The sequence below is a fragment of the Thermosynechococcus sp. HN-54 genome (assembly GCF_023650955.1).
Taxonomy (GTDB): Bacteria; Cyanobacteriota; Cyanobacteriia; order Thermosynechococcales; family Thermosynechococcaceae; genus Thermosynechococcus.
In genome coordinates this window covers 547,688-571,846 of the sequence record NZ_CP098039.1, presented here as the reverse complement: position 1 = coordinate 571,846, position 24,159 = coordinate 547,688, and the positions used below count along the sequence as shown (strand labels likewise).

At 51.9% G+C, this 24,159-nt stretch carries 18 protein-coding genes and 1 pseudogene; 7 read left to right on the top strand and 12 right to left on the bottom strand.

Features of this window, described 5'->3' with window-relative positions; genetic code table 11:
• Window positions 1-12: 12 nt before the first annotated feature.
• Both NBE99_RS02760 and NBE99_RS02755 read right to left on the bottom strand, forming a co-directional pair.
• Window positions 13-816, bottom strand: a complete 804-nt coding sequence (locus NBE99_RS02760; protein WP_250682983.1) for an RNA polymerase sigma factor SigF — start codon at window positions 814-816, stop codon at window positions 13-15.
• 198 nt (window positions 817-1,014) lie between these two features.
• Entirely contained in the window at window positions 1,015-1,836 is an 822-nt protein-coding gene (locus tag NBE99_RS02755) for an undecaprenyl-diphosphate phosphatase (protein ID WP_250682982.1), read from the bottom strand.
• Window positions 1,837-1,978: 142 nt separating this feature from the next.
• Between NBE99_RS02755 and NBE99_RS02750 the strand changes: the two genes are divergently transcribed.
• The 6 genes and pseudogenes from NBE99_RS02750 to NBE99_RS02725 all read left to right on the top strand — a co-directional run bounded on the left by NBE99_RS02750 (window position 1,979) and on the right by NBE99_RS02725 (window position 10,205).
• The gene (locus NBE99_RS02750) at window positions 1,979-2,839 is read left to right on the top strand and encodes a hypothetical protein (RefSeq protein ID WP_250682981.1); all 861 of its coding nucleotides are present in this window, start codon (window positions 1,979-1,981) and stop codon (window positions 2,837-2,839) included.
• 14 nt (window positions 2,840-2,853) lie between these two features.
• Window positions 2,854-5,238: an ATP-dependent DNA helicase RecG gene (gene recG / locus NBE99_RS02745; protein ID WP_250682980.1), complete on the top strand. Its 2,385-nt coding sequence runs from the start codon at window positions 2,854-2,856 to the stop codon at window positions 5,236-5,238.
• Between the two features lie 61 nt (window positions 5,239-5,299).
• A complete protein-coding gene (gene ftsH2, locus NBE99_RS02740; protein ID WP_250682979.1) occupies window positions 5,300-7,195 on the top strand; it encodes an ATP-dependent zinc metalloprotease FtsH2 in 1,896 nt (631 codons plus the stop codon).
• A gap of 133 nt (window positions 7,196-7,328) precedes the next feature.
• Window positions 7,329-7,988: an O-methyltransferase gene (locus NBE99_RS02735; protein ID WP_250682978.1), complete on the top strand. Its 660-nt coding sequence runs from the start codon at window positions 7,329-7,331 to the stop codon at window positions 7,986-7,988.
• A 79-nt stretch (window positions 7,989-8,067) separates the two neighbouring features.
• Window positions 8,068-9,030 (top strand): transposase, encoded by a 963-nt coding sequence (locus NBE99_RS02730; protein WP_399371026.1) that lies wholly within the window; start codon window positions 8,068-8,070, stop codon window positions 9,028-9,030.
• A gap of 313 nt (window positions 9,031-9,343) precedes the next feature.
• Window positions 9,344-10,205 (top strand): annotated as a pseudogene (locus NBE99_RS02725) (IS982 family transposase).
• Window positions 10,206-10,256: 51 nt separating this feature from the next.
• Here the strand turns inward: NBE99_RS02725 and NBE99_RS02720 are convergent.
• The 4 genes from NBE99_RS02720 to psaA all read right to left on the bottom strand — a co-directional run bounded on the left by NBE99_RS02720 (window position 10,257) and on the right by psaA (window position 17,113).
• Window positions 10,257-11,789: a mechanosensitive ion channel gene (locus tag NBE99_RS02720; protein WP_250682977.1), complete on the bottom strand. Its 1,533-nt coding sequence runs from the start codon at window positions 11,787-11,789 to the stop codon at window positions 10,257-10,259.
• 308 nt (window positions 11,790-12,097) lie between these two features.
• Entirely contained in the window at window positions 12,098-12,514 is a 417-nt protein-coding gene (locus tag NBE99_RS02715) for a hypothetical protein (protein ID WP_250682976.1), read from the bottom strand.
• Window positions 12,515-12,656: 142 nt separating this feature from the next.
• On the bottom strand, window positions 12,657-14,882 hold the full coding sequence (gene psaB / locus NBE99_RS02710) for a photosystem I core protein PsaB (protein WP_250682975.1): 2,226 nt from the start codon (window positions 14,880-14,882) through the stop codon (window positions 12,657-12,659).
• Window positions 14,883-14,905: 23 nt separating this feature from the next.
• Complete coding sequence (gene psaA, locus NBE99_RS02705) at window positions 14,906-17,113, bottom strand: photosystem I core protein PsaA (protein WP_399371030.1); 2,208 nt, start codon at window positions 17,111-17,113, stop codon at window positions 14,906-14,908.
• A 413-nt stretch (window positions 17,114-17,526) separates the two neighbouring features.
• On the opposite strand from psaA, the gene NBE99_RS02700 reads away from it, so the two are divergent.
• Window positions 17,527-17,925, top strand: coding sequence for a RidA family protein (locus tag NBE99_RS02700; RefSeq protein WP_250683681.1), 399 nt, complete (start codon window positions 17,527-17,529; stop codon window positions 17,923-17,925).
• On the opposite strand, the gene NBE99_RS02695 is transcribed toward NBE99_RS02700, so the two are convergent.
• The 6 genes from NBE99_RS02695 to NBE99_RS02670 all read right to left on the bottom strand — a co-directional run bounded on the left by NBE99_RS02695 (window position 17,912) and on the right by NBE99_RS02670 (window position 23,961).
• The gene (locus NBE99_RS02695; RefSeq protein ID WP_250682973.1) at window positions 17,912-18,430 is read right to left on the bottom strand and encodes a DUF4330 domain-containing protein; all 519 of its coding nucleotides are present in this window, start codon (window positions 18,428-18,430) and stop codon (window positions 17,912-17,914) included. The genes NBE99_RS02700 and NBE99_RS02695 overlap by 14 nt on opposite strands.
• 56 nt (window positions 18,431-18,486) lie before the next feature.
• On the bottom strand, window positions 18,487-19,494 hold the full coding sequence (locus tag NBE99_RS02690) for a WD40 repeat domain-containing protein (protein ID WP_250682972.1): 1,008 nt from the start codon (window positions 19,492-19,494) through the stop codon (window positions 18,487-18,489).
• An 11-nt stretch (window positions 19,495-19,505) separates the two neighbouring features.
• Complete coding sequence (locus tag NBE99_RS02685; RefSeq protein WP_250682971.1) at window positions 19,506-22,133, bottom strand: FHA domain-containing protein; 2,628 nt, start codon at window positions 22,131-22,133, stop codon at window positions 19,506-19,508.
• A gap of 69 nt (window positions 22,134-22,202) precedes the next feature.
• On the bottom strand, window positions 22,203-22,832 hold the full coding sequence (locus tag NBE99_RS02680; RefSeq protein WP_250682970.1) for a response regulator transcription factor: 630 nt from the start codon (window positions 22,830-22,832) through the stop codon (window positions 22,203-22,205).
• A gap of 18 nt (window positions 22,833-22,850) precedes the next feature.
• Entirely contained in the window at window positions 22,851-23,198 is a 348-nt protein-coding gene (locus NBE99_RS02675) for a YbaB/EbfC family nucleoid-associated protein (RefSeq protein ID WP_206200739.1), read from the bottom strand.
• A gap of 61 nt (window positions 23,199-23,259) precedes the next feature.
• Window positions 23,260-23,961 (bottom strand): lipid-binding SYLF domain-containing protein, encoded by a 702-nt coding sequence (locus NBE99_RS02670; protein WP_250682969.1) that lies wholly within the window; start codon window positions 23,959-23,961, stop codon window positions 23,260-23,262.
• Window positions 23,962-24,159: the final 198 nt, after the last annotated feature.

Genomic DNA, 24,159 nt, shown 5'->3' with positions numbered 1-24,159 from the left:
TTTTATGCGTTTTTACGACTCAGCGTCGTCGTGACTCATCATCCGTTGAAGGGCTTGCAGGCCTTTTTTAATCTGCCGAGAGACTGTGACCGCACTTAGCCCCAACAGTTCAGCTGTTTCCTTTTGACTCAAATCGTGCAAAAAGACAAATTCGAGAATTTGACAGGTGCGGGCTTCTAGTTTCTGAAGACACTGCTGCAAGCGAATGCGGTCTTCTTGAGCTAGTTGAAAACTTTGGTACCGCTGATCGGGCACGATGTCCCCTAAACAAACACTGTCCTCTTCCCCTTCGAGGGTGGGGGCATCTAAGCTCACAGGTGTGGTATGGTAGCTGGCAAGTTTTGCCGTTTGCCATTCTTCAAGGGAGACATCGAGGGCTTGGGCAATTTCACTATCAGTGGGAGGGCGATGCAGTTGTTGGCGTAACTCCTGAGCAACCCGCTTGGCTTGGCTTTGTAGGGCTTGCCAACGACGCGGTACCCGAATGTGGGGGCTTTTGTCCCGCAGGTAGTGTTGAATTTCACCGCGAATGTAGGGAATGGCGAAAGAGCTAAAGGCAACGCCCTTGCTAGGGTCAAAGCGTTCAATGGCGTGAATCAGACCCAAGGTACCCACCTGCATCAAGTCCTCAAAACTTTCTTGGGTGCATTTCACCCAGCGATGGGCTTCTTTGCGCACTAGCCCCATGTTCAACTGCACAAGGCGATTCCGCAATTCCAGTGCAGGACGGTCTTGGTAGGCCTGCAACAGAGAGAGGGTAGAACCCTTTAGGTCAGCATTATCAGCATTATCAGTATTTAGTGCCGTATTGGACATAGGCCACACACGTTTTGGTTTCCCTACCCTTTCCAAAATGAGCGGATATGACGTTACTTCTTCACCTCGTTGGAGAGCGATCGCGCCCCTGTACAGTTTTACCTTCTTTCACCATTCCACACTCAGTATGGCAAGGCATCCGTAATTTCCCTGTGATCCTCACCACACATTTGGTTAAATTTTGCTAAATACTGTTCCTTAGGTTTGCAAATTGCCAAGGGCGATCGCCCCCCAGAGGGCAGCTCCCAAGCCAATGCGATACCAAATAAAGACCCAAGTGGAGTGACGTTGGAGAAATCGCAGCAGCCAAGCGATCGCCAGATAGGAGAAAACCATGCTCGATAGCGTGGCAATCACTAAAGGAAAAAACAGGGTGCCCTGATCAAAGACATCTTTGGCTTGGACAAGGGTCGCGATCGTCAGTGTGGGAATACCCAACAGAAACGAAAAGCGAGCCGCTGTTTGCCGCTCCAGTCCTAGCAACAAAGCCGTGGTTAATGTAGATCCAGATCGCGAAGCCCCTGGCAGCAGGGCAATCATCTGGCCACAGCCCACCAACACGCCATCTAAAATGCCAATGTCTTGATAGGTGCGTTTGCGAGCACCCCACTTTTCCGCCAGTCCCAAGAGAATCGCCATGGCGATCGCCATCGTGGCAATGATTTGAGGGCGATCCAGTTCTACCTTGGCCAATTTCAGAATCAGTCCCGCCACCAATGCAGGAATCGTGCCCACGGCAATGCCGGCCAGCAGCTTCCACTCCTCCCGCTGCCAATCCCGTTGCCGCCATGCTTGCCAACCGCCTTGAACCATTTGGCGAATGTCCTGCCAAAAATAGCCAAAAACCGCAATCACACTGCCGAATTGCATCGCGTCAAGGGCTGTTTTATGCCAGACACTTTTCCACCCCAACACATCACTCAAGAGAATGAGGTGAGCGGTGCTGCTAATGGGTAAAAACTCTGTAATGCCTTGTACTAAGCCGAGGATAACCGCTTGCAACCAGAGAATAATATCCACGTTTTTGCCTCACCTTTGCGACCTCACCATCTTGCCATGAGTGGGTGAACAGGCTATCCTCGCCAAGATTTTGTAATAGATTGTAGAAACAGTCCTCTAAACGCAGCAGCACTGTTTTGCCGTTTTCCCAGTTTAGGCGTGTATGTCGGGTAACTTAGAAGCCGTTGAGCGGGAAATTTTAGGGTTACAGGGGATGCTATTGGCCGCCTTGGCGGAAATGCGTCAGCTTTATGATGTCTATCTAGAGATGCTTGCCCCCATTGCCCGTCAGCAGTTGATCACGGTCAGTTATCAGGTGTGCACTCAAGTCTTTCCAGAGCAATTTTTGACCCTTGAGGATGCAGAGCGGCAGGAACTTCAGCGTCAGATTGTTGAACTGGCGATCGCCTTGGAAACCACGATTTTAGGCCTACAGCCCCGTCACCAAGAAGACTCAACTTCAAGGCAAGAGGCGGTGAATGGGGAAGCGCCGTCAGAGGAAGACACAACCAAAGAACAGGACCCCCCCTCCCTACCGGAGCAATTGAGCCAAGTCCTTTATCAAAGTTCGCTGAAGATTAACTACCTGCTCCAACAGGCCGCCATTTTGCCTCCTGCTCCGATCGCAGTGATTTTAGAGATTGCCAGTAAGGCAGAAAATCGCCCCCTTGGGAGAATTCCTCATTTGCTGACCATGATGCTGGATGAGCAAAAGCTGCAAGAGGCAGGTGAAGAGGAGCAAGACACAAGTGAGTCCAAAAGGGAATCTGTCACCCATCACCCCATGGCCGCCATTTATCTGCAACTTGAGGAACTGGAGTTTCAGCATCCCCCCCTTGCCAATCAGCGCAGCCAAATTCGTCAGCTGGAGGCTCGTCTGGCCACACTCCAGAAACAACTCCACAAAAAACAGCGGCAATATCTGGTTCTCAAGGCCAGTCGGGCGTGGTGGCAAACATGGAAAGCCAATGAAACCGCAGACGCGACAGCCAACGTTTCCGAGGCAATGGATGGTGAGCCTTAGAAAGGAGGCCTGCGATGTCCCTAGACTGGCCACGCCTACAACGCGCCCTTGCCATCGAAATGGAGCGGGGCTTTTGCAACCTTCAGGGCAATACCTATCGGTTCAATGAGTATTTACACGAAGCGTTAACGCAAGCCCCCCTGCAACAACTGCCTGTTCAGGTGCGCGATCGCTGGCAGGAAACGGCAGCAGCCTATGCCCAGTACAACGATCTGTCCCCCACGCAACGACAGCACCTCGTGGTGCAAACGCGCCAACTGCTGCACGATGTCCACAAACAACTTATTACTAGCTCCCCTCCCCGTCTCCTCAACCAGCCGCTAAAGACGGTCAATGGCATTGGCGATCGCACTGCTGCCAAGCTGGAAAAACTGGGGCTTTACACGGTTAGGGATCTCATTGACTACTTTCCCCGCGATCATGTTGACTATGCTCGCCAAGTACCGATTCGGCAACTGCAAGCCGGAGAAACCGTCACCCTTGTAGGTAAAGTTCGCCGTTGCAACTGTTTTACCAGTCCTCGCAATGCCAAGCTAACGATTTTGGAACTTGTCCTCCAAGATCGGACGGGTCAAATTCGCCTCAGCCGCTTCTACGCCGGTGCCCGCTATGCCCAACGCGGATGGCAAGAGCAGCAAAAACGCCTCTATGCCCCACAGACAATTGTGGCTGCCTCTGGCCTCGTGAAACTGACGAAGTATGGCCTCACCCTTGAGGATCCCCAGTTGGAAGTGCTGGATCATGCTGCGGCAGAAATAGACTCCCTCACGATTGGCCGTATTGTGCCGATCTATCCCCTAGCCGAGGGAGTTTCTCCCGATGTGATTCGCCGTGCGGTCGATCGCGTTCTGCCCTTGGTGCAGGGCTATCCTGATCCCCTACCGCAGGAGCTACGCCAACGTCACCAACTGATTCCTCTAGATACGGCGCTGCGTCACATTCACTTTCCGCCAGATCAAGCCCAACTGAGTCTGGCACGGCGGCGGCTGATTTTTGATGAATTTTTCTACCTACAACTGGGATTGCTCCAACGGCGGCGGCAGCAACAACAGCAGGCCAGTGTCCCCCTCAACCCCCAAGGGGCGCTCATCGAGCAATTTTATCAACAGCTACCGTTTCGACTTACGGGGGCGCAGCAGCGGGTGGTGGCTGAAATTTTGGCAGATTTAGAGCGCCCGATTCCCATGAATCGCCTTGTCCAAGGGGATGTGGGATCCGGCAAAACTGTGGTCGCTGTGATTGCGCTATTGGCGGCTGTGCAGTCGGGTTACCAAGCAGCCCTGATGGCACCCACAGAGGTTCTGGCAGAGCAGCACTATCGCAAGCTTTTTGAATGGCTCACCCCCCTCCATGTGCCGGTGGAACTGCTCACAGGATCGATACGCGCGGCCAAGCGACGTCAGATTTTGGATCAATTAGCAACAGGGGAATTACCGGTGCTGGTGGGTACCCATGCCCTCATCCAAGAGGGGGTAACGTTTCAGCGGCTGGGTCTCGTGGTGATTGATGAACAGCACCGCTTTGGGGTGGCGCAACGGGCAAAGCTGCAAGCCAAGGGACTCTTGCCCCATGTGCTGACAATGACGGCGACACCGATTCCCCGTACTCTTGCGTTGACCCTCCATGGGGATTTGGATGTGAGTCAAATTGATGAATTGCCCCCCGGTCGGCAGCCGATTCAAACCACGGTGTTGGGACGGTGCGATCGCCCCCATGCCTACGATTTAATCCGCCGTGAAGTGGCCCAGGGGCGTCAGGCCTACATTGTCCTCCCTTTGGTTGAGGAATCGGAAAAACTGGATCTGAAATCCGCCATTGCCGAGCACGAGCGATTACAAACAGAGATTTTTCCCAATTTTCGGGTCGGGCTGCTCCACGGTCGCATGGCATCTAGTGACAAGGATGCAACGATTCAAGCCTTTGCCAAGGGGGAACTGGATATTCTTGTGGCCACCACGGTGGTTGAGGTGGGGGTAGATGTCCCCAATGCCACGGTGATGCTCATTGAACACGCGGAACGCTTTGGCCTATCCCAACTGCATCAACTGCGGGGGCGGGTGGGGCGGGGTGCCCAACAGTCCTATTGTCTCTTGCTGAATAGTTCTCGCAATGAGGCGGCCAAGCAACGCTTAAGTGTGTTGGCTCAGTCTCAGGATGGCTTCTTTATTGCCGAGATGGATCTGCGGCTGCGCGGTCCAGGGGAAGTGCTGGGCACACGACAATCGGGACTGCCGGATTTTGCCCTCGCAAGCCTAGTAGAGGATCAAGATTGCCTAGAGGCGGCGCGTGCGGCCGCGAGTCAACTAATAGAACAGGATCCTGAACTGCAGGGGTACCCTCTTCTGCAAGCAGTTCTCCAACAACGGCGCGATCGCCTCCTTGAAGGCATGATGAACTAAGACCCCGCCTTGGGGAGGGATATGTTAAATTTAGTTAAGAACCTGATAAAAAGCGCCGCCAATGAAAGTCTCTTGGAAAACCGTTCTCCTTTGGTCAATTCCCCTACTGCTGATGGGGGTTCTGCTATGGCAGGGGGCAAGCAACTTGATGCTCAATCAAAGTCAGCCTCCCTTAAATACCGCCAGTACGCGCATGAGCTATGGCCGATTCCTCAACTACTTAGACGCCGGTCGCATTAGTCGAGTGGATATTTTCGATAATGGTCGCACTGCCATTGTCGATGTCTCTGATCCGGAACTGATTAACGGCCGACCCCTGCGGGTACGCGTGGACATGCCCGGCACAGCGCCAGAGGTCATCAGTAAACTGCGGGAGCAGCATGTAGAAATCGATGTGCATCCAGCCCGCAATGATAGTGCTCTCTGGAGCCTCTTGGGCAATTTGCTCTTCCCTGTCCTGCTTCTAGGAGGACTTTTCTTCCTCTTTCGCCGCTCTAGCAACGTGCCCGGTGGTCCCGGACAGGCGATGAACTTCGGTAAATCTCGTGCCCGCTTCCAAATGGAGGCCAAAACGGGCGTCATGTTCGATGATGTGGCGGGTGTGGATGAAGCCAAGGAAGAACTGCAAGAGGTGGTCACCTTCCTGAAAAAACCGGAGAAATTTACAGCAGTTGGTGCCCGCATTCCCAAGGGGGTATTGCTGGTGGGGCCTCCTGGTACAGGGAAAACGATGCTGGCCAAGGCGATCGCCGGGGAAGCTGGCGTGCCCTTTTTCTCCATCTCTGGCTCAGAGTTTGTCGAAATGTTTGTTGGTGTCGGTGCCTCCCGCGTGCGGGATCTCTTCCGCAAGGCCAAGGAAAATGCCCCCTGCCTTATCTTTATTGATGAAATTGATGCCGTGGGTCGCCAACGGGGTGCGGGAATTGGCGGTGGCAATGATGAGCGGGAGCAGACCCTCAACCAATTGCTGACAGAAATGGATGGCTTTGAGGGAAATACGGGCATTATTGTGATTGCAGCAACCAACCGTCCCGACGTTCTTGATGCGGCTCTCTTGCGTCCGGGTCGCTTTGACCGTCAGGTGATCGTGGATGCACCAGATATCAAGGGGCGTTTAGCCATTCTCAAGGTGCATGCCCGCAACAAAAAATTAGCGCCTGAAGTCTCCCTTGAGGCGATCGCTCGCCGTACTCCCGGCTTTACGGGTGCGGATTTAGCCAACTTGCTCAATGAAGCGGCGATTCTCACGGCCCGTCGGCGGAAACCCGCCATCACCATGCTGGAAATTGACGATGCCGTGGATCGGGTTGTCGCTGGTATGGAGGGCACACCGCTCATTGATGGCAAGAGCAAACGCCTCATCGCTTACCACGAGGTGGGTCACGCCATTGTTGGCACCCTCCTGAAGGATCACGATCCCGTGCAAAAAGTGACCTTGGTGCCGCGTGGTCAAGCCCGTGGTCTCACTTGGTTCATGCCTTCAGAAGATTCCGGTCTCATCTCGCGATCGCAACTGATGGCGCGGATGGCCGGTGCCCTTGGTGGTCGCGCTGCCGAATACGTGGTCTTTGGCGATGCTGAAGTCACGACTGGTGCCGGCAATGACCTGCAACAGGTGACAGCGATGGCACGGCAAATGGTTACTCGCTTTGGCATGTCGGATCTAGGGCCTCTCTCCTTGGAAACCCAAAACGGTGAAGTGTTCTTGGGGCGGGACTTGGTCTCTCGGACAGAATACTCCGAGGAAATTGCCGCTCGCATTGATGCCCAAGTGCGAGAGTTGGTGCAGCACAGCTACGAGCTAGCCATCAAGATCATCCGCGAAAATCGGGTCGTGATTGACCGCTTGGTGGATCTACTGGTGGAAAAAGAAACGATTGATGGTGAGGAGTTTCGCCAAATTGTTGCTGAGTACACCGTGGTTCCCGACAAAGAGCGGTTTGTGCCCCAACTCTAGAGCCAAAAATTTCTCTCTTCCTGTTGTCCCCCAAGTGACCTTGGGGGATTTTTTTATTGGTTTGGCTGCTAGTCAAATTAACCTCAGTTAAGATAAGACAAGTTAGAAAGGATAGCTGCCGAGAATACCTCCTATGAGCTTTAGTCAAGAATACTTAATGACAACAGAACCCCTAACTGATAATCAAAAAAGAATGGATGGGTATTTTGGAAATTTTTTTGGCTTGATGCGGCGGTCACTCGTTGCTGGTGGCTCGGAACTTGGATTGGGCATGACTCTTTTTTCTCTGGCAGTGAGCATTCGTGCCACGCGAATTATTGAAATTGGATGCTTTAAGGGCTTTTCCACACTATGCCTAGCAAGTGCGCTGCGATTCATTGATATTGGTTGGCAAGAACCACAACAACACAAGCAACGTCCTGACATAGACTACAGAGAATTTGAGGCGCCCAAAAAACGGCAACTACTTTCAATTGATCCTTTTCCAACTAAGGAAGCTGAGGAGCTGATTGCTGAAGCCAATCTTGAGAGCTATGTTGAATTTATTAACGCTCGTTCAGATGAAGTTACGGTTGAAGGTTTAGTTGATCTTATTTTCATTGATGGTGATCACAGCTATGAGGGATGCAAGGCTGATGTTTTCAATTATGTGCCTTGGTATTTGCGACCGGGGGGTTACTTTATTTTGCATGACTACTATGGCTGGTATGATGCCGAAGGTAATAATAACTCACCTGTGAAGCAAGTGATTGATGAATTGATTGACGAGGAACTATTTGAGCAGAAGTGTTGAAAGATAGTTTAAGAGGCTAGAAAAAAGGGAAGAAATGTCGTATTCTTCCCTCAAAAGAAGAAAAATTAATCAGCTTACTATGGCATCTTTTTCAGTTCTTGTCAAGTCTATTCTCAAGCAGCTCAGCCCTTGCGACTACCCCGTCCTCAACTCTCAATTGTTCTTCAAAATCTGGTTGACCTACATTCTCGACCAAGGATTAACCAGCATGAGAGCCTTATTTTATCGCTTGAATCATTCGGGGATTACAGTGGATATGTCCACGTTTTCCAAGGCGAACAAAACTCGAACAACCACCTTATTTGAGAGGATTTACACTCATCTCATGTCTCAAGCTCGCAAGAGACATCGTTGTTCAAGTCTGATGCTGTTTCCTATTGATTCAACCGTCATTACCCTGACGAGTAAGCTCTTTTGGTTCTACAAATACCATCAAGTGAAGTTAATTACAGGATTTGATTTAACAGAGAACATCCTGGGTAAGGCAGTAGTCTCTTTTGGGGAGAGACATGACCTAAGCTTTCAAGACGAGATTTTAGAAATGATCCCTGAGAATGCCGTTGCCATCATGGATAGAGGGTTTGCGAGTTGGAGATTTTTAGAGCGGCTGAGTGAGAGGAAGTGTTTATTTGTTGTGCGTATCAAGAATAACATGAGAATGAAGCTCAATCATGAGAGATACCGAGTGGTTCAATTTTTTGATGAGCATGGAACAGAGTTTCGTATTGCGACGAATCTAATGCATCTAAGTGATGAGGAAGTGAGTGAGCTGTATCGGCATCGGTGGGGGATTGAGAACTTATGGAAGTTTCTAAAGATGCATTTATCATTAGACAAGCTGATTACGAAGAGTTTGAATGGGGTGATAAATCAGATTTATATGGTTTTGATTGGGTACTTAATTTTAGAGCTAATGGAGATACCTGAATACTTTGGCAGGAAGCTATTAGACAAATTGCGATATTTGCAACTGGAACTGAGTCGCCGCTGCTCGATAGTGCATTGGAGCTTTGATTGGCAGCCAGAGCTACTTGTCACTTAGGATGTTAAGTTTTGTTGCAGAATTCAACACTTCTGCTATTTGAGCACATTTTAATTGATACTGGTTATCAATCCTTTACAGTATTTAGAAACCCTATTGCTTAGTAAAAAAACGTCAATTCTCTGTTGTAAAACACCCGCTAGGGAGTCAGTTTGGCCATTTTGACTTCAAGGCGATAAGCTTAACTAATGAGAGAAGCAAGCCAAACAGTAAACAGCTTCGGCTTTTTCGAGCTATCTTAACCTGAGTTCGGGATAAGTGGTCTGCTGAAAAAGAAAGAGAGACGGGTAAACTAAGCGAAAACATATCCCCCATCTCTTGCCTTAGATCTACTCTAAATCTAGACGCCTTGTTCTGCTCCGTCGATGACTTTTGTAAACACTTTCTTCCTCTCTGGCGTCGCCAGCAACTAGGTACAGGCTCAAAGCGGCGGCTCTGCCCTCGCTGCCTGACCTTGAGTGAACAGATGACCATCGTTATTGCTTTTCATCAGTCTCACTATCGCACCTTTAAGCAGTTTTATCTGGAGCACATCTGTGCCATTGGCGGGAGGCTTTCCCCCGCTTACTCAGCTACCAGCAGTTTGTCGAATGGATGCCCAGCTTGCTCATGCCGCTGTGTGTGTACTTCAAAACGCTCTTTGACACCTGTACAGGGATTAGTTTTATTGATTCCATGAGTTTAGCGATCTGCTATCCACGCCGGATTAACCGCCATCCGGTGCTCGAAGGCCTTGCAGCCGGTGGCAAAACGTATGGCTTCAAGCTGCATTTAGTGGTCAATGACCGTCGCCAGTGTTGGCCGTACAACTCACTCCGGGAAATGTCCATAACCGCCAGCCTATGCCCGAGCTTCTGCAATTGGTCTTTGGCAAAGTCTAAGTCTTTCCTGACCGAGGCTATGTCTCAGCCTCCTTAGGGTAACAGTTGTGGAAACAGTGCCAAATTCAGTTTTTCGCGAAGCCGCGCCGCACCATGAAAAACCATCTGATGCTGTTGATGGAGAAGGTATTATCGCGTAAACGGGTCATTATAGACACAGTTATCGACCAGTTGAAAAACATTTCTCAGATTGAGCATTCTCGGCACCGTAGTCCTCTGAATTTCTGTGTGAATCTCATTTGTGGGCTGATGGCCTATGCTCATCAGCCCAAGAAGCCTGCGATTGTTCTCTAGCTCTTCTTATCCCAAACTGACGTTAAATTACACCGAGTCTAAGGGAAAGTCTTACTCTGGATTAGAGTTTTTACCCTTGAGCAAGGCAATCCACTCTTCCACCTGAGCGGCCGCGATCGCGCGACATCCCAACCCAAAAGCGAGGGCGATCGCCACCGCAATGGAGCCAAAGAGTAAGCCAAAGGCAAGGTTAACAATACTGGTGGCAACGCCCATGTGCTGGAGCGCCATTGCCCCCACAAACGTCATGATTGCAATCCGTGCCGCTTGAGCCAGAAAACGGGCTTGGGAAGTTCCCGAACTAGCGAGAATCCGAAACGCCAAGTTGGCAAAGTATAGCCCCACAGCCAAGATGAGGATACCCACGAGCACCCGACCGAGGATCACCACAAGGGCACTGACAAAAGCACTGAGGGCAGGAATATTGAGCACCTCCACCGCCGCGATCGCTCCAATGAGAATAATCCCCACTAAAGTTACAATTCCCACAACTTCAGAGGGTTGCCGCCAGCGATAAGGACGCTCCGCAGGGGGACGAGCTTCAGGTTCTTCAGCAGTGGCAGGGACAGATTCAATACCCAACCAGACAACCACCTGATTAAAACCAATCGTTTGTAGAAAGCTCTGCACAGTCTCGGCGACAAAGCGACCAATCACATAGGCCAAAATTAAGATAATCACCGCAGTAAAAATTCGCGGCAAGGCGGTCAGCACTTGGTTCAGCATCGCTATTGCCGGTTCTGTGATTGCCACAATTTGCAGGGCGTCGAGGCTGGCGATCGCTGTCGGGATCAAAATTAAGACATAGACAATCGTGCCAATAACCGTCGCCAGAGACTGGCCTAAACTGGTTTGCCCAAGACCCAAGCGCTGACCAATCCGCTGAATTCCCATCGCAGTCATCAGGTTGATCACTAATCCCCGCACAATGCGGGCAACAAACCAACCCACAACCGCAATAATCCCTGCCTTGAGCACAAAGGGCAGTGCCCCCAAAATATCATTGAGGAGATTTTGCACCGGCTGCAGGGGGCCTCGGAGGTCGAGCACCCCCAAGATCAAGGGCAAGAAAAAAAGAAAGACAAACCAATAAAGGGCATTCCCCAAGGTTTCGCTGACAAGCAGCGGCGGTGCAGCCTCTTGCGAACTTTCTTCAACGGCTACCTCTTGCAGCGGACGATCCAAATTCAAAGAGCGGGCAGACTGCACAACCATAATTTTTGCTAGGGTAGCCACCACCCAAGCTACCGCCGCCAGCAAAATAGCTGCCCCCAGTTTCGGCAAGAAACTAAAAACTTGATTGAGAAACGCATTGAGGGGCTGGGACACCGTTGTCAAACGCAGCGCATCCAAAAAGGCCACCACTGCCAGCAAAAAGATGACCCAAAAGACCACCCCTGCAAGAATTCGGGTCATGGATAGACCCCGTAGGGAGTCATCACCCCCGACAAACTGAGTCAACCGTTCATCAAACCGTGTCCGCTTAAGGAGCGATTGCGTCACCTTTGCCAAAATGGTTGCAACAATCCAGCCAATGATCAACAGAACAACGGCAATGACCACTTGGCTTAAAAGAGCACCCAAATTGTTGAGGTCAAAGGCTGGACTTGCTGAATTCTCGCCAGCGATCGGGGAAGGTTCTCCAATACTCAGTTGCGCTAATGACCATCCAATATGATTTTCATACGGAAGAATAAAATAAGCAACTCTACCCTGCATCACAACTACCCTCAGTCAAAACCAGTAGCGGAATTCAGTCTCACTATAGCCGAAGGATAGAGTGATCTTAAAGAAAATAATTTTTAAGTTTATAGAATATTGAGATACGTTAAAAAATTCTAACCTTTAGCACAATACAACCGTTTTCTAAAGGATGAGATACAAAACTAAAACTACAAACAACAGGGTTGATATCCCCAAGGTAACGGCCTATTTGGCTCCCTTCTGTCAGCAGGATCAACATAAACGGCCTCACGAACAGTGCCATCGGGCATCCGATAAACTGACACCATCATGCCCGTTGCTGCGAGTCCAAAGCTGACGATCGCGACATTTGTACAGTTGTCGGTAATTCTCTGGGCATACGTCCTGCGTAAATCAACACTCCTAAGGAGTTGGTTGGCAGCCCTTTGCCGCCGAGGCGTATTGTGTTCAAGGACAAAAATTAACCACTTATCGCGATCTCTAAAGGGATTCGTGCGCTCAACGACTGGACGAGTCTCTACACCACGCACAACAACGCCAAAGCGTGAGATCAGATTTTGCTGAACCTCCGCAATAACCGCATGACAGTTGGCCTGAGCCATCATAGGTAGAAATACGGCTGGCAGGCTCAAGCCCAGAGAAACAACAGCACTCCTGAACATCATAGGTCGCAAGAACTGTTTGGACAAAGGCATAAAAAATCCCCCACCACAGGGGCAGGGGACATAGCATTCTCAATCAACCCAATCAACCAAACTTAGCTGCGGTTGAGGCAATGAGGAAGGCAGCGTAGGTCAAGACGTAGCCGACGCTAAAGTGTGCCAAACCAACCAAACGGGCTTGAACAATTGACAGCGCCACAGGCTTGTCTTTCCAGCGGACAAGATTGGCCAAGGGAGTACGCTCGTGCGCCCACACCAAGGTTTCGATCAGCTCTTGCCAGTAACCGCGCCAGCTAATCAGGAACATGAAGCCTGTGGCCCACACAAGGTGACCAAACAGGAACATCCATGCCCATACCGACAGGTTATTGGTGCCAAAGGGATTGTAGCCATTGATGAGCTGGGACGAGTTCAACCACAGGTAATCCCGCAGCCAACCCATGAGGTAGGTGGAGTTTTCATTGAACTGCGCCACATTGCCTTCCCAGACACCGAGGTGTTTCCAGTGCCAGTAGAAGGTGACCCAGCCAATGGTGTTCAGCATCCAGAACATCGCCAGATAGAAGGCATCCCATGCGGAAATATCGCAGGTACCGCCACGGCCAGGGCCATCGCAGGGGAAGGCATAGCCGAAGTCTTTTTTATCGGGCATCAGTTTGGAGCCACGGGCATCCAAGGCACCTTTGACCAAAATCAAGGTGGTGGTGTGCAGACCTAGGGCAATGGCGTGGTGCACCAAGAAGTCCCCAGGACCAATCGTCAAGAACAAGGAGTTGGTACCACTGTTGATGGCATCGAGCCAGCCGGGTAGCCAGACATTGCCGTAGTTCGGCCAAGCAGTGCTGGCAATGCTATCGGGATTCGACAGCAGCGTATCGAAGCCGTAGAGCAGTTTCCCATGAGCCGCTTGAATGAACTGAGCAAACACCGGCTCAATCAGGATTTGCTTCTCAGGAGTACCAAAGGCCACCACGACATCGTTGTGGACATAGAGACCCAAGGTGTGGAAGCCCAAGAAGAGGGACACCCAGCTTAGGTGGGAAATAATCGCCTCTTTGTGCTGCAGCACCCGATCCAAAACGTTGCCTTTGTTTTGGGCTGGATCATAGTCGCGCACCAAGAAGATGGCACCATGGGCAAAGGCACCCACCATCAAGAAGCCAGCAATGTACTGGTGATGGGTATAAAGGGCAGCCATCGTGGTGTGGTCTTGGGCAATGAAGGCATAGGGCGGCAGCGAGTACATATGTTGCGCCACCAAGGAGGTGATCACGCCCAAGCAGGCCAAGTGCCAACCCAACTGGAAGTGCAGTGAGTTGTTGTAGGTTTCATAGATGCCTTGGTGGGGCATATTGAAGGGACCTTCCACCTTTGTGCCAAAGAAGTCCTTGGCATCCATCATCTCTTTAATGCTGTGGCCAATCCCAAACTGGGTGCGGTACATGTGACCCGCCACAATAAAGAGAACTGCAATGGCAAGGTGGTGGTGCGCCATATCCGTGAGCCACAGGGACTCTGTTTGGGGATGGAAGCCACCCAAGAAGGTGAGAATCGCCGTGCCCGCCCCCTCTGCCGTACCAAAGACATGGTTGGCGGTATCGGGATTTTGGGCATAGACCCCCCAGTTACCCGTGAAGAAGGGCGCCAGACCAGCGGGGTGGGGCATGGTGCTGAGGAAATTATCCCAGCCCACGTGCTGACCACGGGACTCTGGAATGGCGACGTGAATCAAGTGACCGGCCCAAGCCAAGGAGCTAACCCCAAACAGACCTGCCAAGTGATGGTTCAGCCGGGACTCGGCATTCTTGAACCAAGAGAGGCTAGGACGGAATTTGGGTTGTAGGTGCAGCCAGCCAGCAAAGAGAGCCAGCGAAGCCAGAATCAGCAGGAAGATGGCACCTTGGTACAAGTCACCGTTGGTGCGCATACCGATGGTGTACCACCAGTGATAGACACCGGAGTAGGCAATGTCCACAGGGTTAGAAGCCCCCGCTTGGGTAAAGGCATCCACTGCGGCTTTGCCAAATTGAGGATCCCAGATCGCATGGGCGATGGGACGGGTGTTGACAGGGTCTTGAATCCATTGCTCAAAGTTCCCCTGCCACGCAACGTGGAATAGGCTGCCAGACACCCACAGGAAGATGATGGCCAGATGCCCAAAGTGGGAGGCAAAAATCTTCTGGTAAAGATTTTCCTCGGTCATGCCATCGTGGCTTTCAAAGTCGTGAGCCATGGCGATGGCGTACCAAATCCGGCGTGTGGTCGGATCTTGTGCGAGGTCTTGGCTAAACTTCGGAAATTTAGTTGCCATAGTTGGTTATCTCCTCCTCGCCCCTATCCTACAGAAATAATCCGAGCTAGGAAGAATGCCCAAGTCGTGGCAATCCCCCCTAGGAGGTAATGGGCTACACCGACGGCGCGGCCTTGAATAATGCTCAGGGCACGGGGCTGAATGGCCGGTGCAACTTTTAGCTTGTTGTGGGCCCAAACAATGGACTCAATCAGCTCTTGCCAGTAGCCACGGCCACTGAAGAGGAACATGAGGCTGAAGGCCCAAATGAAGTGAGCACCCAAGAACAACAAACCGTAGGCGGATAGGGCTGAACCATAGGAGCCAATCACCTGAGACGCTTGTGCCCACAGGAAGTCCCGTAGCCAGCCATTGATGGTGATGGCACTTTGGGCAAAGTTACCGCCCGTGATATGAGACACCGTGCCATCGGGGGCAACGGTACCCCAGACATCGGACTGCATCTTCCAACTGAAGTGGAAAATCACAACGGAGATGCAGTTGTACATCCAGAACAGACCCAAGAAGACGTGATCCCAACCGGAGACTTGGCAAGTACCGCCACGACCGGGACCATCGCAGGGGAAGCGGAAGCCCAAGTTGGCTTTATCGGGAATGAGGCGAGAGCTGCGAGCAAAGAGTACGCCCTTCAGCAGAATCAGCACTGTCACGTGGATCGTGAAAGCGTGAATATGGTGCACCATGAAGTCGGCAGTTCCCAAGACAATGGGCATCATGGCAACTTTGCCACCGACAGCAACCACATCACCACCAAAGGCGACGCTGGCAGTCGCTGCTGCATTGGGAGCGGTGCCACCAGGGGCTAGGGTGTGCAGATGTTGTACCCATTGAGCAAACACGGGCTGAAGTTGGATCCCCGTATCCGAGAACATATCTTGGGGGCGACCAAAGGCGCGCATCGTGTCGTTGTGAACGTACAGGCCGAAGCTGTGGAAGCCCAAAAAGATGCACACCCAGTTCAGGTGAGAAATGATGGCATCCCGATGGCGCAATACCCGATCCAGAACGTTGTTTTGATTCATTGCTGGATCGTAGTCACGCACCATGAAGATGGCGCCGTGGGCAGCACCCCCTACGATCAAGAAGCCGCCAATCCACATGTGGTGGGTAAACAGCGACAGTTGGGTGGGATAGTCGGTGGCCAAGTAGGGATAGGGGGGCATTGCATACATGTGCTGCGCCACAATAATGCTCAGCGAACCCATCATGGCAAGGTTGATGGCCAGTTGGGCATGCCAAGAAGTGGTCAGCACTTCGTAGAGACCTTTGTGGCCGGCACCGGTGAAGGGACCTTTGTGGGCTTCAAGAATCTCTTTGAGGCTGTGGCCGATTCCCCAGTTGGTGCGGTACATGTGACCGGCAATAATGAAGAGGACGGCGATCGCCACGTGATGGTGAGCCGTATCCGACAGCCACAGGCCACCGGTAACAGGGTTCAAGCCACCGTTAAAGGTCAGGAAATCCGAGTAGGCAGCCCAATTAAAGGTGAAGAAGGGAATGACGCCACTAAAGAAACCCCAATCCACTTTGGGATATAGCTCGGCCATCAAGCTGGGGTTAAGGATAAACTCGTGGGGCAAGGGAATATCCTTAGCAGCAACCCCTGCATCCAAGAGTTTATTGATGGGTAGCGAGACGTGGATCTGGTGACCTGCCCAAGCCAAAGACCCCAAGCCAAGTAACCCGGCCAAGTGGTGGTTGAGCATGGATTCCACGTTTTGGAACCATTCCAGCTTAGGAGCGCGCTTGTGATAGTGGAACCAGCCTGCAAAGAGCATTAAGCCAGCCATGACCAAGCCACCGATTGCGGTGCAGTAAAGCTGGAACTCATTGGTGATCCCAGAGGCACGCCACAGTTGGAATAGCCCCGAGGTGATTTGGATGCCGTGGAAACCACCGCCGACATCACCATTGAGAATGCCTTGACCCACAATGGGCCAGACCACTTGAGCACTGGGCTTGATACCGGTGGGATCGGCCAGCCAAGCCTCATAGTTTGAGAATTTTGCACCGTGGAAGTACATCCCACTCAGCCAGATGAACACCACAGCCAGATGGCCGAAGTGTGCACTGAAGATCTTGCGGGAAATATCTTCAAGGTCGCTCGTGTGTGTATCAAAATCGTGGGCAAGAGCGTGGAGGTTCCAAATCCATGTGGTGGTTTGGGGTCCTCTGGCCAAGGTGCGGTCAAAATGCCCCGGTTTTGCCCATTTTTCAAACGATGTGGGCACCGGGTCACTGTCAACCACGACTCTGACCTTTGGCTCTCGCTCCGGTGGACTGATGGTCATCGAGTCTCTCCTCTCTCTTAGGCAAGGAAGGAACGAGGGCATTCACCTCGGCAATATAGAAAGATCTTTAGATCAATGATTGTGAAGAATCGTGAATCTAAAGACCCAGAATGGAACGATAAAGCCCGTTCAGGAGGCGAATGCTCAATTCAGCATTATAGAAGGGGAGTACAGACTTTGCCGATAATTAACATTATTTAAGATGCTTGAATTCTTGACATGATTGTGGGGGTATAAATGCATAATATATGGGCTATCATATCCATTGATTCGCCACAGGTAGATGTGGCTCAATCCCCTTTAGAATGAGCGTTTGGGGCGATCGCGCCCTTGATGTAATTGTTTTAAGTTTTATGACAAAAGTGATTATTTATACCACTGATGCGCCTATGCCCGTTGGCCCCTATAGCCAAGCCGTGCGGCAAGGGGAATGGGTCTTTCTTGCAGGGCAAATTGCCCTTGATCCAAAAACGGGTGAGATTGTCGGTGGCGAAGATGTCAAGGAGCAAACCCGCCAAGTAATGGAAAACCTGAGTGCTGTCCTCAAGGCCGCAGGCAGCGATTGGTCACAGGTGGTGAAAACAACCGTGTATCTTGCAGACCTCAATGACTTCGCGGCCATGAACGAAATCTATGCTCAGTACATGGATGCTGAGACGGCACCTGCCCGTGCCTGTGTGGAGGTATCGCGACTGCCGAAGGGAGTCAAGGTTGAAATTGACTGCATTGCCTACTGTCCTACAACGGCCTAACGGCAATCACTGAGGCACGAAAATTATATTCTTTGCCCTCCACCTCAACAGGTGTCCCCACTTTGATGGCTGTATTCCCGAGCACAGGCCCATTGTTCGTGATTTGGCCTCGGCCTTCGAGGGTCAGGAGTAAGTTGCTACTATAGGCCATCTCTGGGCGGGGGTCTGGCAGTGCTTTTACCGACCCATCAGGCTGGGAAACGGTGACCGTTCGCGGCAGCACTTGGACATTTTTTACGGTGACTTGACCGTAGGGCTGGTTGCGAATAATGAAGTTGGCGGTGCTCCCTTTAGGAATGAGGTCTTGCGGGGTGGGAGTGCTAAGACCGAGGACTAAAATATCCACCTCAATGGGCTGTGCGGCTGTCATTTGTGCTAGAGAGGTGCCTGATCGCCCTGGCAGTAAGAACAACGCCGCCAAGACGCACAAAAGTACAACTCCTGCCCCAACGTCTAAGAGACTTACTTTGCCAAAAAGACGGCCATAGCGATCGATGAGTTTCATTGGCAATTGAATCGAACCCGCAGCAACATGCTACCATGCCCTTACTCTTTAAGTGTTTAAGTGGATTGCCAAACCCAGAGTTCCCCTTGGGTCCCCCCGGCCGCGAGATAGGCTCCTTTGGGATGCCAAGCGATCGCGCTAAAGTACTCTTCGGCACCCTCTAACAACTGCTGCGGCTGGGTCTGCTGCCAATAACAGAGCCATCCCTCATCACCACTGGAAACGAATCCTTGACCTTGGGGATGAATGGAGAGGGCACGCACGGTGCCACGGTGTAAGTCCAAAACTTGGGGTTGCCAACCACTGTGATTCTGACTGAGCTGCCAAAGGATAATCCCCTCTTGGGAACTAGTGAGGAGCTGGGGAGCTTGGTCTGGCGTCTCTAGCCAGTTCAGGTTACGAACTTTACCGGGAAAGCCCTGCATCTGCCACGGATATTGATCGCCCCATCGCCAGACAAAAAGGGTGTGATCCATGTTGCTAGCCGCCAAATAGTCCCCTGTGGCTGACCATGCCACCCCCACCGCCGCAGACATAAACCCTAGTTCTTGGGGGTCTGCATCCCAATCCGCAGCCGACCACACCCGTACACCGCCATAACCCGCAACGGCCAAAGCCTCACCGCTGGGTTGCCAAGCTAAAGCGAGAACGGAGGAGGCCGCAAAATCAAGGGTGGCAATGACATCGGCTTGAGCCGCATCCCAAATCTGGACATAGCGGCCAAGGCTAAAGGCTACCCAAGGAGCTTGGGAATGCCAAGCGAGTTGATCAATCCAGTGGGAACCGTAGTGGAGCACCTGAAGATTCTCAGGGTGAGCTAAGGAACCAATGAGCACCTGACCCTGTTCCCCGGCCGCTGCCCACCACTGGCGATCGCTAGAAACGGCAAGGACATTTAAGCTTTGATCAGTCGCCGGCCGAAGCATGAGTTGTTCCCCCACTACTGGGTCAATGGCATAGACTTCGCCGGCTGCTGACGCCGCCAAAAGGGTGCGATCGCCCCACGCAAGGGCGGTGACATATTCTTGGAGTTGGGTTTGTCCTAAGGGAATGAGGGAATTCACCAATGCCGCCTTTAGTGCAGCGTGTCGAAATAAATCTGAATGCCGACAATCATGCCAAACATGAGGACAATAAACAAGACAATCATCAGCCAATGGCGCTGCACATTGACATCAAAGAACTCGCCGTAGATATTGTAAAGGCGGTCAATGATTCCCTCTGCTTGGCCAATGGCTTTCTCTCGCTTCAGCATCCAGTTGGAATACTGCTCCTGCCAGACCTCCAGATCATCTTTGTAGGTGGTCATCTCCTGCTGGAAGGTGGCAAAGGCAGCAGGCGTTGTGGGTGTCGCTGGCTCTGGCGGTTTTTGGGGTTCTGGCTCGTCAAGGGCAGGCGTATAGTAACCGCGCACGCCAGGGAAGTAGCAGGTCTTAAAGAGTTGGGCACCCGTGCAGCGACAGGTGTCGGCAGAATGAGTCTCATTGGGTTTGATCCAGCAGGGATCGAGAGCCACATCTTTGCCCAGTTCTGTAATGGTCACAAAGGCCTCAAAGGGCCACTTCGTTAAGGTGAAGAGGTTCATCACCTGACCAATGGGGTTCATTTGCGAAGGGGCAATGATCCCTCCCCCAAACGTCACCTGAGGAATAATAAAAAGAATCAACAGCAGGGGGGCGATCGCCGTATTCGGCGACAGTGCCGACACCAATAGCCCCATCATCATGCCGCTAAAGGAGGCCAAGAACATCGTGATCCACAACTGCACTTGAGTGAGGCTATCGCCGGGAAAATCAATGGCAATGTTTTTGAACAGGAGAAAGGCAGAGGCCTGATAAAGGGCTAGCAATAGCGCCACTGTTGTTTTTGAAAAGACATAGGCCCCAATTTTCAGCCCCACTAGGTGCTCACGGCGATAAATTTCTCGCTCCTTGGCAATTTCGCGCATCGTGGTTAAGTTGCCTACCATCACCGCCACTAGGGCTGTGGCAAAAAGCATTGTAATCGCTGTGGCGGCATCGCCTTTGCGAATATCAAAAACCTCGCGATCCCAAATAATTAAGTCCAGCAAGCCAATAAAGAAAGGAATTGAGAAATTCAGAATTAAACTCACGCGATCGCGCATCAAAACGGCTGCTTCCCGCTGCAACAGGATTAAGTACTGGCGTAACCCTGAGACGGGATGGTACTGGGGAATTTTGCTGGCACGTTTCCCTTGGGAATCTGGGGTGCGTCCATGATCGAGGTGACACACCACCGACTTCTGGCGATCGAGAACGTAGGTTTTGTATTGCGGGGAGTTGAGATAGCGTTGCTGCCATTCCTCAGGACTGCGTTCCCGCTCCACCAAGGGATAAATGTCATTGAAAGAATTCACCCCAAAGTAGGCAGCCGCTTGATCCGGCGGTCCAAAATAGGCAATGCGCCCCCCTGCGGCAAGAAACAATACCAGATTACACAGCTTGATATTTTCTGTGACATGGGTAATGAGCACGACGGTACAGCCATCATTGGCCAAACGCCGCAGCAGACTCATCACATCCGCCTCGGTACCGGGATCGAGACCCGAGGTCGCCTCGTCGAGAAAGAACAAACTGGGCTTGGTAATTAACTCAACACCAATAGAAACCCGCTTCAGTTGACCGCCACTGAGATTTTTGATCGGCACATCGCGCCGTTGGCTCAGCCCCAAAATCTGCATCACCTCCTCGACGCGGCTGTGGCGTTCAGTAGGTGTGATGTCAGCAGGCATGCGCAATTGGGCAGCAAAGTCGAGGGCTTCCTCAACGGTGAGTTCTTTGTGGACAATATCCTCCTGAGGCACGTAAGCAAACTGAGAGCGGTAGGCATCAAAGTTGTGGTACAGATCGTTGCCATTCACCAAGACCGTGCCACTGGAGGCTGGGTTAAAGCCCGTCAGCGCCCGCAACAGGGTGGATTTGCCACACCCACTAACGCCGGCAACCACCACAAATTCCCGCGGCAAAATCGAGAGGGACACATCGTGGAGCAGTTTTTTGTTCCCTTTGACGACTTTCTCTAAGCCAAAGGCATCAAGGCGGATACTCCCCGTTTCATTGTCAACGGTGATGGTTTCATCAACATTGATTTGCAGCAGATAGGGACCGATGCGAATTTTGTCCCCAATCCGCAGTGCATGGGGTTTGGTTAGGCGCTTGCCGTTGCAAAAGACCCCGTTGGAGGAGTTTAAGTCTGTAATGACAATGGACGTACCCTGACGTTCAATCTTGGCATGATGACGAGAAATTTGCGGGTGATCAATCCGAATATCGTTGTCATCGCCACGGCCAATCCGCAGAACCGTCTTGCCCTGAAAGCTGATTGATTTTTGCAGAAATTGAACTTGGCTTTCGCGGAAGACAATTTTGACGTTGGCACCGATGTAAAAGGTATCCCCATCCTTCAAGTCTTTTTCCTTGAGGGGGCGATCGCCATAGACCAGACCGAGCTTACTGTCCAAGTCACGGATACGATAGCCGGTGTCCGTCTTAACAATTTCAAAGTGATGCCGCGAAATGGTCGGATAGGAAATCACAATCTCGTTGTGGGGCGATCGCCCTACCCGTACCACCGGTTGCAGGAGCGGAAACTCCTCGACGGAAGCGGGCGTACTAATTTGCAGAAAGGGGGATGATTCTTGATCCGAAGCTAAAACCGTTGCCTCACTACTATGGGATGCCATGGGACACAGACTCTACACACCGACGGTTCCCCTTCACGATAACAAGTGCCCTTGAGTCTCGTGGAAGGCCTAGACTAAACCGTTACGAAGTGCAACAACTGCCGCCTGCACACGGTCATCCACCGCCAACTTGTTCAAAATACCGCGCACATGGGTCTTGATGGTGTTTGGGCTTAAAAACAGCTTACTGGCAATTTCAGGGTTACTATAACCTTCCACCATCAGCTTCAGGACATCCAGTTCCCGCTGCGACAGGTGATAGTCCATTGTCGGTTGGGGCGGATGTAGGTGCTGGATCACATGGCGGGCAATCTGGGGATCGAGGTAGGTGGCTCCCTCCTGGGCAGCAGCGATCGCCATCACTAATCGCTCAACGGTTTCCCCCTTGATACAGTAGGCATCGGCACCACTAGAAAGGGCAGCAACGGCCTCAAGAGCTGATTGGTGTGAGGTGAGCATCACCACATGAATGTCAGGAAATTCTCGCTTCAGTCGTTGGGTGGCAGCAATCCCGTCTAGCCTTGGTAAGCCAATGTCCATAATAACCACCTGCGGCTGCAACTGCCGTGTCAAATCAATTGCACCATAGCCATCCTCGGCATAACCCACCACAGCAAACTGCTCTCCTAGGGCTTGTCCTAGCCCCAGTTGCATCATTGGATCATCTTCAACAATCAGGAGCCGCAGCTTGGGTGCCATGGTGGGCGGGGAAGTGCATTAACCGAGACCCGGAACGTTCAAGCCACCCGTTAACTCTTCCATCCGTTCCCGCATGGTGGCGGTGGATTTTTGGTAGGCATCGCGCATGGCGGCTGTCACCAAATCAGAGAGCACTTCAGCCCCTTCACTCAGGAGATCTGGGCTGATTTCGACGCGGCGGGGTTCTTGAGTACCACTCATAATCACTTTGACGGCACCCCCTGCTGCTTGACCCTCAATGTCCATTTTTTCAAGGTCTTCTTGCAGCTTCTTGGCGCCTTCTTGAACTTGCTGCGCTTTTTGGATGGCTGCGGCCAGCTCCTTCATTTTGCCAAGACCGAAGCCAAAACCCTGTCCCTGTGCCATAGTGTTCCTTCTATACAGTGCGGACTATTGACTGCTATCTTATCACTGTCTTGAGAAGGGATTAGCGCGCCGCACGGGCAAGGGCATTGTAGAGACCATTGAGGACGGGAGGCGAAGGGAGGGGGGGCGAGTTCTCGAAAATTTGCATTGGCGTCAGGTTAGGCCGGCCATAGAAGCGGGTACTGGCACTACGGTCAAAACTAATATTGGCGCCCTCAAGGGCAACCCCGGCAAAAAGACCGGCACTGCGTGTGTAGGAAAAGACTTGGGGACTCGGATCTGTGGGACTGACCACTTCGCCACCCACCGGGCCTGCGGCAACGGAGACATTACCCCCTAGGCGAAACGACTGCGCCAAGCTGCGCATGACTACGGATTTGTCCATGAAGGCCAGCACCACATCCGTAGATTGGGCACCAATTTGCAGGCCAAAGCTCCCGCCGGTCATTGTGATAAAGGCGGGCTTACTCCATTCATTGTTTTCGTTGCGCACAAGGAGAATACCGGCGCCGCGCCGACCCCCAAAAATAAAGCCTGCTTGAACCACGTTGGGAATGATGGCAATGCCTTGGGCACGCTGGACAATCCGAGGGGGAATGCGATTGTTGTTGTTAAATGTGAACTCCCCAAGCACAAATGTGGCGTTCTCGACCCGTTGTACTAGGCGAGCATCAGGGGCAGTTTGGGCAAGGGTGGGATGGGGGATGAAAATGAGGGCGATCGCCCCCACAATTGCAGAGCCGGTTCGGTGTAATCGTTCCATAGGAAAACTCAATTCCATCGCATTCCCTCCTATCTGTGCATCAATGTATTGCTAGACTGGTAAACCTTGTCTGCCTGTTCCCTTACCAATCCTGCCTTGGTTGATGGCAGCAAACCTAAAGAAAATCCGTTTTTTTAACTTTCTGTAACTGGTACCCCTCGTCGCTTGCTAAAAGGGATATGGCAGAATGTAGAGGGT